This window comes from Limnohabitans sp. Hippo3, assembly GCF_003063665.1.
Taxonomy (GTDB): domain Bacteria; phylum Pseudomonadota; class Gammaproteobacteria; order Burkholderiales; family Burkholderiaceae_C; genus Limnohabitans_A.
Map to the genome: position 1 here is coordinate 512,473 of NZ_NESF01000001.1, position 15,820 is coordinate 528,292.

The 15,820-nt window shown below is 59.9% G+C and carries 13 protein-coding genes; all 13 read right to left on the reverse strand.

Annotation, left to right across the window (positions count from 1 at the left end):
• Positions 1-7 precede the first annotated feature (7 nt).
• The 13 genes from carB to ispC all read right to left on the reverse strand — a co-directional run bounded on the left by carB (position 8) and on the right by ispC (position 15,816).
• Complete coding sequence (gene carB / locus B9Z34_RS02390; RefSeq protein ID WP_108426490.1) at positions 8-3,268, reverse strand: carbamoyl-phosphate synthase large subunit; 3,261 nt, start codon at positions 3,266-3,268, stop codon at positions 8-10.
• The gene (gene carA, locus B9Z34_RS02395) at positions 3,268-4,443 is read right to left on the reverse strand and encodes a glutamine-hydrolyzing carbamoyl-phosphate synthase small subunit (RefSeq protein WP_199220044.1); all 1,176 of its coding nucleotides are present in this window, start codon (positions 4,441-4,443) and stop codon (positions 3,268-3,270) included. The genes carB and carA overlap by 1 nt, the downstream gene beginning before the upstream one ends.
• Positions 4,444-4,643: 200 nt before the next feature.
• A complete protein-coding gene (locus tag B9Z34_RS02400; RefSeq protein ID WP_108426492.1) occupies positions 4,644-5,417 on the reverse strand; it encodes an RNA methyltransferase in 774 nt (257 codons plus the stop codon).
• Entirely contained in the window at positions 5,414-6,031 is a 618-nt protein-coding gene (rnhB, locus tag B9Z34_RS02405) for a ribonuclease HII (protein ID WP_108426493.1), read from the reverse strand. The genes B9Z34_RS02400 and rnhB overlap by 4 nt, the downstream gene beginning before the upstream one ends.
• Entirely contained in the window at positions 6,003-7,169 is a 1,167-nt protein-coding gene (lpxB, locus tag B9Z34_RS02410) for a lipid-A-disaccharide synthase (protein WP_233249379.1), read from the reverse strand. Before lpxB ends, rnhB begins: the two co-directional genes overlap by 29 nt.
• A complete protein-coding gene (locus tag B9Z34_RS02415; RefSeq protein ID WP_233249380.1) occupies positions 7,169-8,269 on the reverse strand; it encodes a DegT/DnrJ/EryC1/StrS aminotransferase family protein in 1,101 nt (366 codons plus the stop codon). The genes lpxB and B9Z34_RS02415 overlap by 1 nt, the downstream gene beginning before the upstream one ends.
• A gap of 26 nt (positions 8,270-8,295) precedes the next feature.
• Positions 8,296-9,237, reverse strand: coding sequence for a Gfo/Idh/MocA family protein (locus B9Z34_RS02420; protein WP_108426495.1), 942 nt, complete (start codon positions 9,235-9,237; stop codon positions 8,296-8,298).
• A 50-nt stretch (positions 9,238-9,287) separates the two neighbouring features.
• Positions 9,288-10,103 carry an acyl-ACP--UDP-N-acetylglucosamine O-acyltransferase gene (lpxA, locus tag B9Z34_RS02425; RefSeq protein ID WP_108426496.1) on the reverse strand — a complete coding sequence of 272 codons (816 nt, stop codon included), beginning with the start codon at positions 10,101-10,103 and terminating at the stop codon, positions 9,288-9,290.
• A 6-nt stretch (positions 10,104-10,109) separates the two neighbouring features.
• Positions 10,110-10,550, reverse strand: coding sequence for a 3-hydroxyacyl-ACP dehydratase FabZ (gene fabZ / locus B9Z34_RS02430; RefSeq protein ID WP_108426497.1), 441 nt, complete (start codon positions 10,548-10,550; stop codon positions 10,110-10,112).
• Positions 10,551-10,552: 2 nt separating this feature from the next.
• Positions 10,553-11,539: a UDP-3-O-(3-hydroxymyristoyl)glucosamine N-acyltransferase gene (gene lpxD / locus B9Z34_RS02435; RefSeq protein WP_108426498.1), complete on the reverse strand. Its 987-nt coding sequence runs from the start codon at positions 11,537-11,539 to the stop codon at positions 10,553-10,555.
• 24 nt (positions 11,540-11,563) lie between these two features.
• Positions 11,564-12,082: an OmpH family outer membrane protein gene (locus tag B9Z34_RS02440; protein WP_108426499.1), complete on the reverse strand. Its 519-nt coding sequence runs from the start codon at positions 12,080-12,082 to the stop codon at positions 11,564-11,566.
• Positions 12,082-14,412 (reverse strand): outer membrane protein assembly factor BamA, encoded by a 2,331-nt coding sequence (bamA, locus tag B9Z34_RS02445; RefSeq protein WP_108426500.1) that lies wholly within the window; start codon positions 14,410-14,412, stop codon positions 12,082-12,084. The genes B9Z34_RS02440 and bamA overlap by 1 nt, the downstream gene beginning before the upstream one ends.
• A 210-nt stretch (positions 14,413-14,622) precedes the next feature.
• Entirely contained in the window at positions 14,623-15,816 is a 1,194-nt protein-coding gene (gene ispC / locus B9Z34_RS02450) for a 1-deoxy-D-xylulose-5-phosphate reductoisomerase (RefSeq protein WP_108426501.1), read from the reverse strand.
• Positions 15,817-15,820 lie beyond the last annotated feature (4 nt).

The window sequence follows — 15,820 nt, forward strand, 5'->3', positions numbered from 1 at the left end:
CCAAAGGTCAGGCGGCCAGTTGCGCGTGCATGTCCTGAATGGAAATCACGCCCAGTTGGTCCATGTACTTCATGCCCTCCACAGCGGCTTCCGCGCCTGCGATGGTGGTGAAGGTGGTGACGCGGTTGAGCAAGGCCGAGGTGCGGATGTGGCGCGAGTCGGCGATGGCGTTGCGGCGCTCTTCGACCGTGTTGATCACCAGCACGATTTCGTTGTTCTTGATCATGTCCACGATGTGCGGGCGGCCTTCGGTCACCTTGTTCACCGTGGCACAAGCCACGCCTGCGGCCTGAATGGCCGCAGCCGTGCCCTTGGTGGCCACCAGCTCAAAGCCCTGGGCTACCAACTGGCGGGCCACTTCGATGGCGCGAGCCTTGTCGTTGTTTTTCACCGAGATGAACACCTTGCCCGAGGGCGTGCCGTCGGCCTTGGTGGGACGCGGCAGCTTGGTGCCAGCGCCCAATTGGCTCTTCACAAAGGCTTCGCCAAAGGTCTTGCCCACGCCCATGACTTCGCCCGTGGATTTCATCTCGGGGCCAAGGATGGTGTCCACACCCGGGAACTTCACGAAGGGGAACACGGCTTCTTTCACGCTGAAATAAGGCGGTGTGACTTCTTTGGTGATGCCTTGCGACGCGAGAGACTGGCCCGCCATGCAGCGCGCCGCCACCTTGGCCAGCTGGATACCCGTGGCTTTGGAAACATAAGGCACAGTGCGAGAGGCTCGGGGGTTGACTTCCAGCACGTAAATGACATCTTTGCCGTCCACATGCTGGATGGCAAACTGCACGTTCATCAGGCCCACCACGTTCAGCGCACCAGCCATGGCGGCCGATTGGCGCTTGAGTTCGGTCACGGTGGCTTCCGACAAGGAATAAGGCGGCAAGGAACACGCCGAGTCACCGCTGTGCACGCCCGCCTGCTCGATGTGCTCCATCACGCCACCGATGAAGGTCTTGCCTTCAGGGTCACGCAGGCAGTCCACATCGCATTCGATGGCGTCGTTCAGGAAACGGTCGAGCAACACAGGCGAATCGTGCGACACCTTGACCGCTTCGCGCATGTAACGCTCCAGATCGCGTTGCTCGTGCACGATTTCCATGGCGCGGCCACCCAGCACGTAGCTGGGGCGAACGACCAAGGGGTAACCCAAGGCGGCCGCTTTTTCCAAGGCTTCGGCCTCGGTCCGTGCTGTGGCGTTGGGCGGCTGGCGCAGACCGAGGTCTTGCAGCAGTTTCTGGAAACGCTCACGGTCTTCGGCCGCGTCGATCATGTCGGGGCTGGTACCGATGATGGGCACGCCAGCGGCTTCCAAATCGAGCGCCAACTTCAAAGGCGTTTGGCCACCGTATTGCACGATGACGCCTGTGGGCTTTTCCTTGTCGACGATTTCGAGCACGTCTTCCAAAGTCACGGGCTCGAAGTACAAACGGTCCGAGGTGTCGTAATCGGTCGACACGGTCTCGGGGTTGCAGTTGACCATGATGGTTTCGTAACCATCTTCGCGCATGGCCAAGGCGGCATGCACGCAGCAGTAATCAAACTCGATGCCCTGACCGATGCGGTTGGGGCCACCACCCAGCACCATGATTTTTTTGTTGTTGGTGGGCTCGGCTTCGCACTCACCGTCGCCATTCCCCTCGTAGCAGGAATACATGTAGGCGGTGTCGGTCGAGAACTCGGCCGCGCAGGTGTCCACGCGTTTGTAGACGGGGCGAACGTTCAGGGCATGTCGGCGTGCACGCACCACATGCTCGGTGGTTTTGAGCAGCTTGGCCAAGCGGCGGTCCGAAAAGCCTTTCTTCTTGAGCGCACGCAACTCGTCGGCCGTGATGGCTTCGAGCGTGGTGGTTTCCAGTTCCAGTTCGATCTTCACGATCTCTTCGATCTGCACCAGGAACCAGGGGTCAATTTTGGTCAAGGCAAACACCTCGTCCACGCTCAGGCCCATGGCAAAAGCATCGCCCACGTACCAGATGCGCTCGGGACCGGGCTCGCCCAGCTCCTTTTCGAGCACTTCACGGTCCTGGGTTTTCTCGTTCATGCCGTCCACGCCGACTTCCAGGCCGCGCAGGGCTTTCTGGAAAGACTCCTGGAAGGTCCGGCCCATGGCCATGACTTCGCCCACCGATTTCATCTGGGTGGTCAGGCGGCTGTCGGCCATCGGGAACTTCTCAAAGGCGAAACGCGGGATCTTGGTGACCACGTAATCGATCGAGGGCTCGAACGAGGCGGGCGTGGCACCACCCGTGATTTCATTGCGCAACTCGTCGAGCGTGTAGCCCACGGCCAGCTTGGCCGCCACTTTGGCGATGGGGAAGCCCGTGGCCTTGGAGGCCAAGGCCGACGAACGCGACACCCGGGGGTTCATCTCGATGACGACCATGCGGCCATCTTTGGGGTTGATCGAGAACTGCACGTTGGAGCCGCCCGTGTCCACACCAATCTCGCGCAAAACGGCCAAAGAGGCGTTGCGCAGGATCTGGTATTCCTTGTCGGTCAGCGTCTGGGCTGGCGCCACGGTGATCGAGTCGCCCGTGTGCACGCCCATGGGGTCCAGGTTTTCGATCGAGCAGATGATGATGCAGTTGTCCGCCTTGTCGCGCACCACTTCCATCTCGTACTCTTTCCAGCCCAGCAGCGACTCTTCGATCAGCAGCTCATTGGTGGGAGACGCTTCGAGACCGCGCTTGCAAATCGTCTCGAACTCTTCGGGGTTGTAGGCGATACCGCCGCCAGTGCCACCGAGCGTGAAGCTGGGGCGAATCACAGTGGGGAAGCCGACGCGCTTTTGCACGTCCCAGGCTTCTTCCATGCTGTGGGCGATGCCCGAGCGGGCGGAGCCCAGACCGATTTTGGTCATGGCGTCCTTGAACTTCAGGCGGTCTTCGGCCTTGTCGATGGCCTCGGGCGTCGCGCCGATCAGCTCAACTTTGTACTTTTCGAGCACGCCGTGACGCCACAAATCCAAAGCGCAGTTGAGCGCAGTCTGGCCACCCATGGTGGGCAGGATGGCGTCCGGGCGTTCCTTGGCGATGATCTTTTCGACCGTTTGCCAGGTGATGGGCTCGATGTAGGTCACGTCGGCCGTGGCCGGGTCGGTCATGATCGTGGCAGGGTTGCTGTTGATCAGGATGACTTTGTAACCTTCTTCGCGCAGGGCCTTACAGGCCTGCACGCCGGAATAGTCGAATTCGCAGGCCTGGCCGATGATGATCGGGCCCGCGCCAATGATGAGGATGCTTTTGAGGTCGGTGCGCTTAGGCATTATTTGTTCTCCTGGGCCGAGGCCATCAATGCCGTGAAGCGGTCAAACAGGTAAGCAATGTCGTTCGGGCCGGGCGAAGCTTCGGGGTGACCCTGGAAGCAAAACGCGGGCTTGTCGGTGCGGGCCAAGCCTTGCAAGGTGCCGTCAAACAAGGACACGTGCGTGGCACGCAAGTTGGCGGGCAAGGACTTTTCGTCCACCGCAAAACCGTGGTTCTGGCTGGTGATGGACACGCGGCCGGAATCGAGGTCTTTCACAGGGTGGTTGGCACCGTGGTGGCCAAACTTCATTTTAAAAGTCTTGGCACCACTGGCCAAAGCCATGATCTGGTGACCCAGGCAAATGCCGAAGGTAGGGATGCCGGTTTCGATCAACTCGGAAACGGCGGCAATCGCGTAATCGCAAGGCTGTGGGTCGCCTGGGCCGTTGGACAAAAAGATGCCATCGGGCTTGTGTTGGAGCACTTCGGCGGCGGGTGTCTTGGCCGGCACCACGGTGACTTTGCAGCCGCGCTCGGCCAGCATGCGCAAGATGTTTTTCTTGACGCCGAAGTCATAAGCCACCACATGGAACTGGGGGGCGGTCTGCGTGCCATAACCAGCGCCCAGCTGCCATTCGGTTTGGGTCCAATCGTAAGGCTGAGCCACAGTGACTTGTTGCGCCAGGTCCAGGCCGGCCATGCTCGGGGCCGCCTTCGCGGCAGCAATCGCCTGGTCAATCACCGCTTGGGTCACTTCCTGGCCTTTGGCCAAGCCCACAATGGCACCGTTTTGAGCACCCTTGGTGCGCAAGATGCGGGTCAGCCGGCGAGTGTCGATGTTGGCAATGGCCACAGTCCCAGCGTCAGCCAGGTAGGACGACAAGGTTTGGCTGGAGCGGAAGTTGCTCGCCACCAAAGGCAGGTCTTTGATGATGAGGCCTGCGGCATGGACTTGGTCAGCTTCGATGTCCTCCACGTTGACGCCGTAATTGCCGATGTGCGGGTACGTCAGGGTGACGATCTGCTGGCAATAGCTGGGGTCGGTGAGGATTTCCTGGTAGCCGGTGAGCGAGGTGTTGAACACCACTTCGCCGACGGTGGAGCCGGTGGCTCCGATCGAATTGCCGATAAAGACCGTGCCGTCTGCAAGCGCCAATATGGCGGGCGGGAATGTTCCCTGAAGAGACAAAAGCACTGGGTTCTCCGGAATAGTTCGGGTACGCCTCAGCACTCACCAGAGAGGGGATCTCTTTTTGGCTGCTTGTTCGAGGAATGGGCCTAGGATGGACTGTGGCGTACAGGTTGATGCGGGAAAGCCTCTCATTATAGCTGAGGACTGCTAGTAAACCCTGACAAACCGCCCACCATGACGGTCCGGCAAAGCCGCCAAAGTGCTCAAAGACCTGCGGTGGCGCTGGCGTGCAGGCAAATGGCCGCTGCAGTGGCCACGTTGAGGGATTCTTCCCCGCCAGGCTGTGCAATGCGCACCTGGTGCTGCGCCATGGCCATCAGGCTGGCGCTGACGCCCTGCCCTTCGTGACCGAAGACCCAGGCACACTTTTGAGGCAAATTTCCCGCTTGCAGCAAGGCGTGCAAAAACGGCCCCTCGTGTGAGCTGGTGGTGAGCAAGGGCACCTGCAAGGCTGCCACATCAGCCTCGCTGAGTGCTTCGACCAGATGCAGGCCAAAGTGCGCCCCCATGCCGGCCCGCAGCACTTTGGGCGACCACAGGGCCGCCGTGCCTTTGATCGCCAGCACCTGGCGGTAACCAAATGCCGACGCACAGCGCAAGATGGCCCCGACATTGCCGGCATCCTGCAAACGGTCCAGCACAACGGTGGGCGCGTCCGGCAAGACCTCATGACCGGCACGCCAGTCGACCACAAAGCCCATGCGGGCCGGAGATTCCAAGCCACTCAAGCTGGCAAACAGGGCATCGGGCAGCACAAACACCTGATCGGTCAAGCCTCGCCATTGGTCGCCCTGCTCGGCCTGAAACGACTCGGTCAACACCAGCTGCAGCGGCCGCACACCGCGCTCCAGTGCTGCACGGCACAAGTGGTCCCCCTCCAGCCAGAACTGCCCTGCTTTGCGGTAAGCCGTGGAGTCCTGGGCCAAACGTCGCCAGGTTTTGAGCTGCGGGTTGTCCCGCGAGCTGATCGATTTCATCGCACACTCCTGGCCACAGGGGCAAATGTCATGCGGTGGCAGTCTGCCGGACCATGCGCTTGCAAAGCAGCCAGGTGCTGCGCTGTGCCATAGCCCTTATGCTGGTCAAAACCATACAAGGGGTATTGTTGGTGCATCGCTTCGCACAAACGATCGCGGTGTACCTTGGCCAAAATCGAAGCGGCCGAGATGGCGGGCACCAGCGCGTCGCCTTGGACGATGGCTTCGGCACGAATGGACAAGGTGGGCAAACGGTTCCCGTCCACCAGCACCAACTTGGGCGGCAAGCGCAAGGCCTCGACGGCACGCTTCATGGCCAGCATTGTGGCTTGCAGAATATTGAGCTGGTCAATCTCCTGCACCGTCGCTTCGGCAATGGCGCAGCACAAAGCCCGAGCACGGATTTCGTCAAACAGGGCTTCTCGGCGCTTGGCTGTGAGTTTTTTGGAGTCGTTCAGTCCGCGTATAGGATTCAGGTCGTCCAGGATCACCGCTGCTGCGACCACAGGTCCCGCCAAAGGCCCGCGCCCGGCCTCGTCCACCCCGGCCACCAGACCATGGGTCTCCCAGTTCAAGGTTTTTTGCTCAAGCAGCAAGGACTTTTTGGATCGCATGGCTGGCCAGCGTCGGCATGTCACGACGCAATTGAAGGTGCAGGTCGGCAAAACGCTGCTGGGTCTTGGCCACCGCCGCAGGATCGTCCAGCCAACGCAAAACAGCCTGGGCCAAGGCCTGGGGCTGCACCTGCTCTTGCAAGAATTCGGGCACCAAGCCTTCGTTGCACAGGATGTTGGGCAAGCCAATCCAGGGCAACAAGCGCTTGCGGTTGGCAATTTGCCAGGACAGCCATTGCATTTTGTAGGCGATGACCATGGGGCGTTTGTGCAAGGCGGTCTCGAGGGTGGCCGTGCCGCTGGCCACCAAAGCCACATCACAAGCGGCCTGCACTTCGTGAGAACAGCCCATCACCACATGAACATGCGCCTGCATGCCGGCTTCGGCAATGGCCGCCTCCACCATGGGCTTCAAGAGGTCATGCGTGGGCAAAACGAACTTCAGCTCAGGCCTTTGCTGACGCATGAGATGCGCCGCTTGCAAAAACGGCAAAGCCAAGCCTTTGACCTCGGACGGCCTGCTGCCCGGCAACAAGGCCACGACGGTGGCCTCTGCAGCCAAGCCCAAGGATTGACGAGCGTGCAAGCGGTCTGGCTCCTGTGCGATCACATCGGCCACCGGGTGCCCGACGAAGGTGCCCTCGATCCCGTGCTGAGCCAACAAATCTGGTTCAAAAGGGTAAATGCACAGCACATGGTTCACGCTGTCACGGATTTTTTGCACCCGCTCTGGCCGCCAGGCCCAAATGGACGGGCACACCAACTGAACCGTGGGCACGCCCTTTTGCCGCAGCAAACGCTCCACGGGCAAATTGAAGTCGGAAGCATCCACCCCCACATACAGGTCCGGGGGCGAAGCCAGCAAGTCCTGAATCAAGGCCTGCCGGATGCCATGGATGTGGCGGTAACGCCAAAGCGCCTCCACCAAACCGCGCACCGACAACTCGTCACAGGACCAGCGTGACATGAAACCGGTCGCATCCATTTGCGGTCCGCCAATGCCCGAAGCTTGCAAGCGCGGCCAGGTTTTTTGCATGCCTTGCAACAACAAGGCCGCGAGCATGTCACCCGAACGCTCGGCCGCGACCATGCTCACGCACAGGTCTGGCGCGGCCACGTCAGTTGGTGCGTCTGCCATCACGCTTTCAAAGCCTGGCGAATCACGCCGCACACCTCATCAATGGCTTCATTGCTCAGCTCGGGATAGATGGGCAGGGACAGGCAACGCTCGGCCACCGATTCGGTCACCGGGAAACTGGCGCCAGCCGCGATCGAGGCAAACACTTTTTGCTGGTGCAAAGGCACGGGGTAATAAACGGCGCTGGCGATTTGTTGCGCAGTCAATGCTTGCTGGATGGCCGCCCGCTCATCGGTGAGCAAGGTGTACTGGTGGTACACGTGCAGTCCCACACCGTCTTCATAAGGCGTTTGCACATTCAGCCCGGCCAAACCCGCGTTGTAGCGGTGGGCCACACGGCGGCGTTCCTGGTTGTAACGATCGATCAAGGGCATCTTGGCCCGCAACACCACCGCCTGCAGCTCGTCCAGGCGGCTGTTGTAGCCAATGATGTCGTGGTAGTAACGCACTTTGCTGCCATGGTTGCGCAGCATGCGCAGCTTTTCGGCCATGGCGTCGGACTGCGTGGTCACCATGCCGCCGTCGCCGTAGCAGCCGAGGTTTTTACTCGGAAAGAAGCTGAAAGCCGCTACATCGCCCATGGCGCCCGTTTTGCGACCGCCAATGTCGGCACCGAAGGACTGCGCACAATCCTCCACCAGCTGCAACTGGTGCTCTTGGGCCAAAGCCATCAGCGGGGCCAGGTCAGCAGGCTGCCCGAACAAATGCACGGGCAGCAAGGCCTTGGTTTTCGGTGTGATCGCACGTCGGACCTGCGCCACGTCGATGTTGAAGGTGCGTGGATCGATGTCCACAAACACGGCTTTGGCCCCGACGTAGGCGATCGCCTCGGCGGTGGCAATGAAAGTGAAAGGCGTGGTGATGACCTCGTCGCCCGGGCCGATGTCGGCCGCCAACAAGGCCAGATGCAAGGCGTCCGTGCCGTTGGCACAGGTGATGGCGTGGGCCACGCCCAGGTAGTCGGCGGCCTCTTTTTCGAAGGCTTGGACATTGGGGCCCAAGATGAATTGGGCAGCATGGAGGGCGCTCAAAAAAGCGGGTTCCAGCTGGGGCTGGAGATCGCGGTATTGCGCGACCAGATCGACCATTGGGATGCGCATGGCGTACCTTTCAAACAGGCTAAAAATCAGGAAATCAAGCGGGTGGCTTCGGTGATGCGCTGAACAGCTTCCAGCGCCCGGCGTCCGGACTCGCCACTCACCTTGGGGGGGCGACCCTCTCTAATGCTCTCGACAAAGTCGAGAATTTCGGAAAACAGGGGGTCGGCTTCGCCAAATGACTGCTCGTGTCGCTCAATGGCCTGCTCGGGATCGGCCATGGGCGTGGTGGCGCCGCGGTAAGTCGTCAAGGTGCGGGCCTGGAAGTCCAGCGAATGGCAGGCTTGGCTTTGAAACACGCGCATCTTGCGCTCGCTCTTGGCACTCACGCGGCTGGCGGTCACGTTGGCCACGCAACCGTTGGCAAAGCGAATACGGGCATTGGCAATGTCGATGTCCGAGGTCAACACGCGCGCGCCGGAGCACTCCACACTTTCCAGCTCGCTGTCGACCAGCGACAAAATCAAATCCACATCGTGGATCATCAAATCCAGTAGCACACTCACGTCGGTCGCGCGTGGCTTGAACGGCGCCAGACGCGAGCTGTCAATGAACCGGGGGTTGGACAGCAAGGGCTCCAGCGCCAAAGCGGCCGGGTTGAAGCGCTCCAGATGGCCCACCGCCAACACGCATTGGTTGTCCTTGGCCAGGCGGATCAGCGCATCGGCCTGCTCCAGCGTGGTGGTCATGGGCTTTTCGACCAAGACATGCACCCCGGCCCGCAAAAACTCGGCGCAGACTTCGTAATGACCTTGGGTGGGCACCACGATGGAGACCGCGTCGACCTGACCGATCAAAGCCCGGTAATCCTTCAGTGCGGCGCAGCCCAAAGGCCCGGCGACCGCCTCGGCCTGCTCCTGCCGACTGTCCACCACCGCGACGAGCTGACACTCGGGAATTTTGGCGTACTTTTGAGCATGAAATTTGCCCAGATAACCAACGCCAATGACGGCGCAACGCAACAGGGCCACAGGGCCCTCCTTTCATGCTCGGGCCAGGACAGGCCTGGCCCTTGGGTTGTTCAATCGACCGAGCGGCGACGCGAACGCACAATGCCCACTTTGGGCGAAACGCCCGACAAAAAGTCCAGCATCATGTCCACATCGGCCTGCACCTCGAGTTTGTCCTTGGCGATTTGCAAGATGCGTTCTTTGGACGCTTCCAGCGTGAGGTTTTCCCGGTAAAGCGCTTTGTGCATGGCCCGCACCGCCGCGATTCGGGTGGGCGAATAACCGCGACGACGCAAACCTTCGGCGTTCACGGTGCGGGCAGCAGCGGGCTGGCCCTGGCACGTCACATACGGCGGCAGGTCGGCAAACAGCAAGGTGCACATGGCCGTGAAGCTGTGCGCTCCCAGACGCAAGAACTGCCGCACCACCGTGAAGCCACCCAGGATCACCCAGTCGCCTACCACCACGTGGCCCGCCAATTGGGAGTTGTTGGCAAAAATCGTGTGGCTGCCAATCTGGCAATCGTGCGCCAAATGCACATAAGCCATGAACAGGTTGTCATCACCCACCTGGGTCACACCGCCACCATTGACGGTGCCAGCATTGAAGGTGCAAAACTCGCGGATGGTGTTGCCGTTGCCGATCACCAAACGGGTCGGCTCACCCGCATATTTTTTGTCCTGCGGCGCAGCGCCCAAGGAGCTGTAGCTGTGGATGTGGTTGTTCTGACCGATCGTGGTGTGGCCCTCGATCGTGCAATGCGAGCCCACCGTCGAGCCTGCACCGATGACCACATTCGGGCCAATGAGGGTGTAAGGACCAACGGTCACGGAGGCGTCCAGCTGAGCGGCCGGATCGACCAAAGCGGTGGAGTGGATAGTCGCCATAGATCCTCAGGCAATTTTGCGCATGGTGCACATCAAATCGGCCTCGCAGGCCAGCTCGTCACCGACCTTGGCCTGGGCCTTGAACTTGAAAATGCCAGCTTTCATGCGGTCCAGCTGCACATCCAGCGTCAACTGATCGCCCGGCTCCACCGGCCGCTTGAAACGCGCACCGTCAATGCCCGCAAAGTAATAAACCGTGTTGTCATCGGGCGCGGCGTCCAGGGTGTCAAAAGACAGCAAGGCGGCCGCCTGGGCCAGCGCCTCCAGCATCAGCACACCCGGCATGACCGGACGGTGAGGGAAATGACCTGTGAAAAACGGCTCGTTGATCGTGACGTTCTTCAAAGCTTTGATGCGTACGCCTTTTTCGAGTTCCAGCACACGGTCCACCAACAAGAAGGGGTAGCGGTGCGGCAGCTGCTTGAGAATTTTGTGAATGTCCATCACGGTCAGTTTTCCTTGTTGTTTTGAATGTCCGCTTCGAGGGCTTTGATGCGGTCTCGCAAACGGGACAGTTGTTTGAGGCTGGCGGCGTTTTTTTCCCAGTTGGCATTGCTGTCCAGCGGAAACATCCCGGTGTAGTGGCCGGGCTGCGAGATGGAACGCGTGACCACCGAAGCCGCAGAAACGTGCACATGGTCAGCCAGGCTCAGGTGCCCCAGCACCACGGCACCACCGCCCACGGTGCAATGGGCGCCGATCTTGGCACTCCCCGCCACGCCAACGCAGCCAGCCATGGCCGTGTGCTGGCCAACCTGCACGTTGTGGCCAATCTGAATCAGGTTGTCGAGTTTGACCCCGTCTTCGATGACCGTGTCCTCCAGGGCCCCACGGTCAATGCAGGTGTTGGCGCCGATTTCCACATCGTTGCCAATGCGCACCGCGCCCAGTTGTTCAATTTTTTCCCACTGGCCTTGGTGCGGGGCGAAGCCGAAGCCGTCTGCACCAATGACGACACCCGAGTGCACCAGGCAACGCGCACCGATTTTGCAGTTTTCACCCACGGTCACGCGGGACTTCAACCACGTGCCCGGGCCGATCTCGACCCCCCGCTCCACCACGCACAAAGGGCCAATCACGGCATCTTCAGCAACCAGCGCTTCAGGGTCGATCACCGCACTCGGATGAATCCTGGGCCTGGCGGGCTGTGGCAGAGCCCGCTTCCACAAGCGGGTCAAACGGGCGAAGTACAAATAGGGATCATCGGTGATGATCGCCGCTGTGCGCTGCGCCACCTCGGCCTCAAAGACCGGGCTCACAATCACGCAGCCTGCCAGGCTGTTGGCCAGCTGGCTTTGGTAACGGGCTTGGCTGAGAAAACTGATCTGGTCCGGTTGGGCGGTCTGCAAAGGGGCCAGGCCCGACACCTGCATGTCAGAGGGCCCCAACAGACGCCCCCCCAGTGTCTCAACGATAGCGCCCAGCGTCAGCGACACGGTTTCAAACAGACTGAACGCCTGTTATTTGCCCACCGAGGCGTTCAGGGCCTTGATGACTTTTTCTGTGATGTCGTGCTTGGGATTGAAGTAGGCAGCGTCCTGCAAGATCAGGTCGTACTTCTCGGACTCGGCCACTTGCTTGACCGCACGTCCGGCTTTCTCGAACAGCATCTGGTTTTCTTCGTTCTTGCGGGCACCCAGGTCTTCCTGGAACTCACGCTGGCGGCGCTTCAGGTCACGGTCCTGATCGATCAGCTGCTTTTGCTTGGCCACGCGCTGCGCTTCAGACAGCGTGGGCGCGTCGCGCTCGAACTTTTCAGCCGCTGCCTTGAAGGTGTTGATGGCATCGTTCAGGTCTTTTTCGCGCTTCAAAAACTCCGACTCCAGCTTGGCCTGAGCCGCCTTGGCCACGTTGGAGTCCCGCAAAATGCGGTCCGTATTGACGATGCCGATTTTGAAATCCTGCGCCTGCACCAGGCCCGTGAAAGCGGATGCACCAGCCAGCAGCGCGACGAGAAGGTTCTTGCGAATCGTTTTCATTAGAAAGAGGTTCCGATCTGGAATTGGAGTTTCTGAATTTTATCGCCTGTCTCTTTGCGAATGGGCGTAGCATAAGAGAAGCGCAGGGGCCCCATGGGGGAGATCCAGCTCAGGCCAATACCCGCGGAAGCCCGCAGGTCACCAAAAGAGACTTTTTCGTTTTCCCCAAAGGCTCGGCCAATGTCTGTGAAGCCAAACAAACGCAGGGTCTTGTCATTGCCAGCGCCTGGGAAGGGCACCATGAATTCGGCGTTCAAAACGATTTTCTTGGGACCACCCAAATAAACGAGTGCAGACGAATCATCGCCTTTGATCGTTCGGGCATTTGGGCCCAACGTCGATTGCTCAAAGCCTCGAACACTGCCCAAACCACCCACATAGAAATTCTTGAAAATGGGGAATGGCTGTCCGCTCAGGCCTTGACCCCATCCAAGATCCGCATTCAAAGCCAAGGTGTACTTCTTGCTCAGCGGGAAATACTGCTGGTACTGGTAGTTGCTGCGGAAATAACGAACATCACCTGCCAGGCTCAAATCCGCATTCAGTCGCTGGTATGTACCCTTGTTCGGTACCAAAGCGCTGTCACGACCGTCCCTGGCCCATCCCAAAGTCAGGGGAATGGCAGTGCTGGTGCTACCAAAAACCCCTGCATATTCCTTGTAAGGGGCAGGCAACGGGACGCCTGAACCTTCTTTGATTTGGGTCTGCTCCGCATTGGCTCCCACAAAAACCGTGTCCGTCTCGGTCACGGGCACGCCAAAACGCAGGCCAACACCCGAGTTGATCAAGCTGTAGGAATTGATGTCGCCCAAATAAGGCCGTGTGGTGCGCTGAAACACGTCCAGCGTGCGGGAAATGCCGTTTTGCGTGAAATAGGGGTCGGTGGTGCTCAAGACCAGATTGCGGTTGTACTTGCTGGTGTTGACTTCAACAGCCAAATAGTTGCCCGAACCGAAGGCGTTTTCCTGGCGGATGCCAAAACTCAAGGTCACCTTTTCAGCCGAAGAAAAACCCGCACCCAAAGAAATGCTGCCCGTTGGCTTTTCGGCCACGGTGAACATCAAATCGACCTGATCGGGGGTACCGGGGATTTCGATGGTTTCCACGTTCACGTCGGTGAAAAAACCCAAACGGTCGACGCGGTCACGCGACAGACGGATCTTGTCACCGTCGTACCAAGCCGCTTCGTATTGACGGAACTCGCGACGGATCACTTCGTCGCGGGTGCGGTTGTTGCCCGAGACCAGAATGCGCCTGACGTAAGCACGGCGCGAAGGTTCAGCCTGCAGCACAAACTGCACGCGGTTGTTCTGGCGGTCAATTTCTGGCTTGGCCTCCACCTTAGCAAAAGCAAAACCAAATTTGCCGAAGTAATCGGTGAAGGCCTTGGTGGTCTCGGCCACGGTTTCGGCGTTGTAGGGCTTGCCCACAGCGATCTTGACCAGCGCCTTGAATTCATCGTCCTTGTCGAGGTAGTTGCCTTCGAGCTTCACACCCGAGACCACAAAACGCTCACCCTCGGTCACGTTGATCGTAATGGCCATTTCCTGTTTGTCGGGCGACATGGCCACCTGGGTGGAGTCAATCCGGAACTCCAGAAAACCACGGGCCAAATAATAGGAGCGCAAGGCTTCGAGGTCGGCATTGAGCTTGGTGCGGGCATAGCGGTCGGACTTGGTGTACCAGCTCATCCAGCCACCCGTGTCCAGGTTGAACTGGTCGCGCAAATCGGACTCCGAGAACGCCTTGTTGCCCACAATCTGGATCTGTTTGATTCGGGCTGGGCCGCCTTCAGTGATGGTGAAGCTCAGATTCACGCGGTTGCGGTCCACGGGGGTGGCCGTGCTGACCACTTCGGCGCCGTACAAACTGCGGTTGATGTACTGGCGCTTGAGTTCCTGCTCGGCTTTGTCGGCCAAGGCCTTGTCGTAAGGGCGCCCTTCGGCCAGACCCACTTCCCGCAAGGCTTTGAGCAAGACGTCCTTGTCAAATTCCTTGAGTCCAATGAACTCGACAGCGGCCACCGAAGGCCGCTCTTCCACCACCACCACCAGCACATCGCCTTCGGTTTCCAGGCGAACGTCCTTGAACAAACCCAGGGCGAACAGTGCGCGGATCGCGGCAGCGCCTTTTTCGTCCGAATATTGGTCACCCACGCGCAGTGGCAAAGAAGCGAAGACCGTACCGGACTCGATCCGCTGCAGACCCTCGACACGGATGTCTCGCACGGTGAAAGGGTCAACAGCCCAGGCGGGCATGCACGCCATCAAGCTGGCTGCCACCGTCCATGCGGCAGGTTGAAGGCGTGAACGAATGTCAAAAAAATTCATGGAACAACCATATAAAGGTCAACCGCTCGGGTTGCGTTGAACACCCGACCTTCAACCCATTAGAAAAAACCCCATCTGCACACCGCCAAAGGGCGATCAACGCAGCATTTTCGCCTGAAAAACAGGGTCACAGCGCTCGGCACCGCGAAGCCAAGATAATACACCTCGCAAACGCTACACGACCGGTGTGCGCCAGGGGGATCGTGGCCCTCACCCAAGTCGGCCCAGCACCTGCCGCGCAGCCTCGCGACTTTGGCGGTCAATGCCCAGCAAGTCCGCCAGATTTTCCGGTCGCACGGTGTCCACGGCCTCCAGTGTCGCTTCGTTCACATGGTGAATCTGGTCAAACCGGATACGGCGGTTCAAAAACGCGTCCACCGCGATTTCATTGGCCGCATTGAGCACCGCGCAACTGCCTGGGGCCCCCTGCAAAGTGGCCCAGGCGAGCTTCAAACCCGGAAAACGCTCCGGATGGCCATGCCCATCCATGGCCTCAAAAGTCATGGCGGACAAGGCATGGAAATCGAGCGCAGAAGCCCCCGAAACCATGCGCTCCGGCCAGCTCAAGCCGTAGGCAATCGGCACCCGCATATCGGGGGTGCCCAACTGGGCCACCACGGAGTTGTCCTTGTATTGGACCATGGAGTGGATCACGCTTTGGGGGTGAATCACCACCTCCAGCTGCTCGGGGGCCAGGCCAAACAAATAACGGGCCTCGATGACTTCCAAGGCCTTGTTCATCATGGTGGCGGAATCCACCGAAATTTTGCGCCCCATCACCCAATTGGGATGGGCGCACGCCTGCTCGGGCGTGACATCCTTGAGGCTGCTGGGCTCTCGCCCGCGAAAAGGGCCGCCCGACGCTGTCAGGATGATTTTGTGAACACGCCGCTGCCAGGTGGCCGGGTCTTCGGGCAAAGACTGGAAAATCGCCGAATGTTCGCTGTCAATCGGCAACAGCACCGCCCCACCCTCGCGCACAGCGGACAAAAACACTTCGCCGCCCACCACCAGGGCTTCCTTATTGGCCAAAAGCAACTTCTTGCCTGCACGCGCGGCAGCCAAGCAAGGCGACAAGCCTGCGGCGCCGACAATGGCCGCCATAACCGCATCTACGGGCTCGGCAGAGGCCACCTCGTCCAGCGCCGCAGCGCCCCAACGCACTTCGGTGCGCAAGCCCTCGGCTTTGAGCTTGTCCGCCAGCAAACGGGCTGCGTCCTCCTGGACCATGACCGCCACTTCGGGCTTGAATTGCGCGCATTGCGCCAGCATCAGGTCCACCTGGGTCGATGCGGTCAAGGCGTACACCGCAAACTGCTGCGGATGCCGCGCCAAAACATCCAGAGTGCTCGTGCCAATGGAGCCTGTAGAGCCCAGGATGGTGATGCGTTGGAGGGTGTGCATAGGG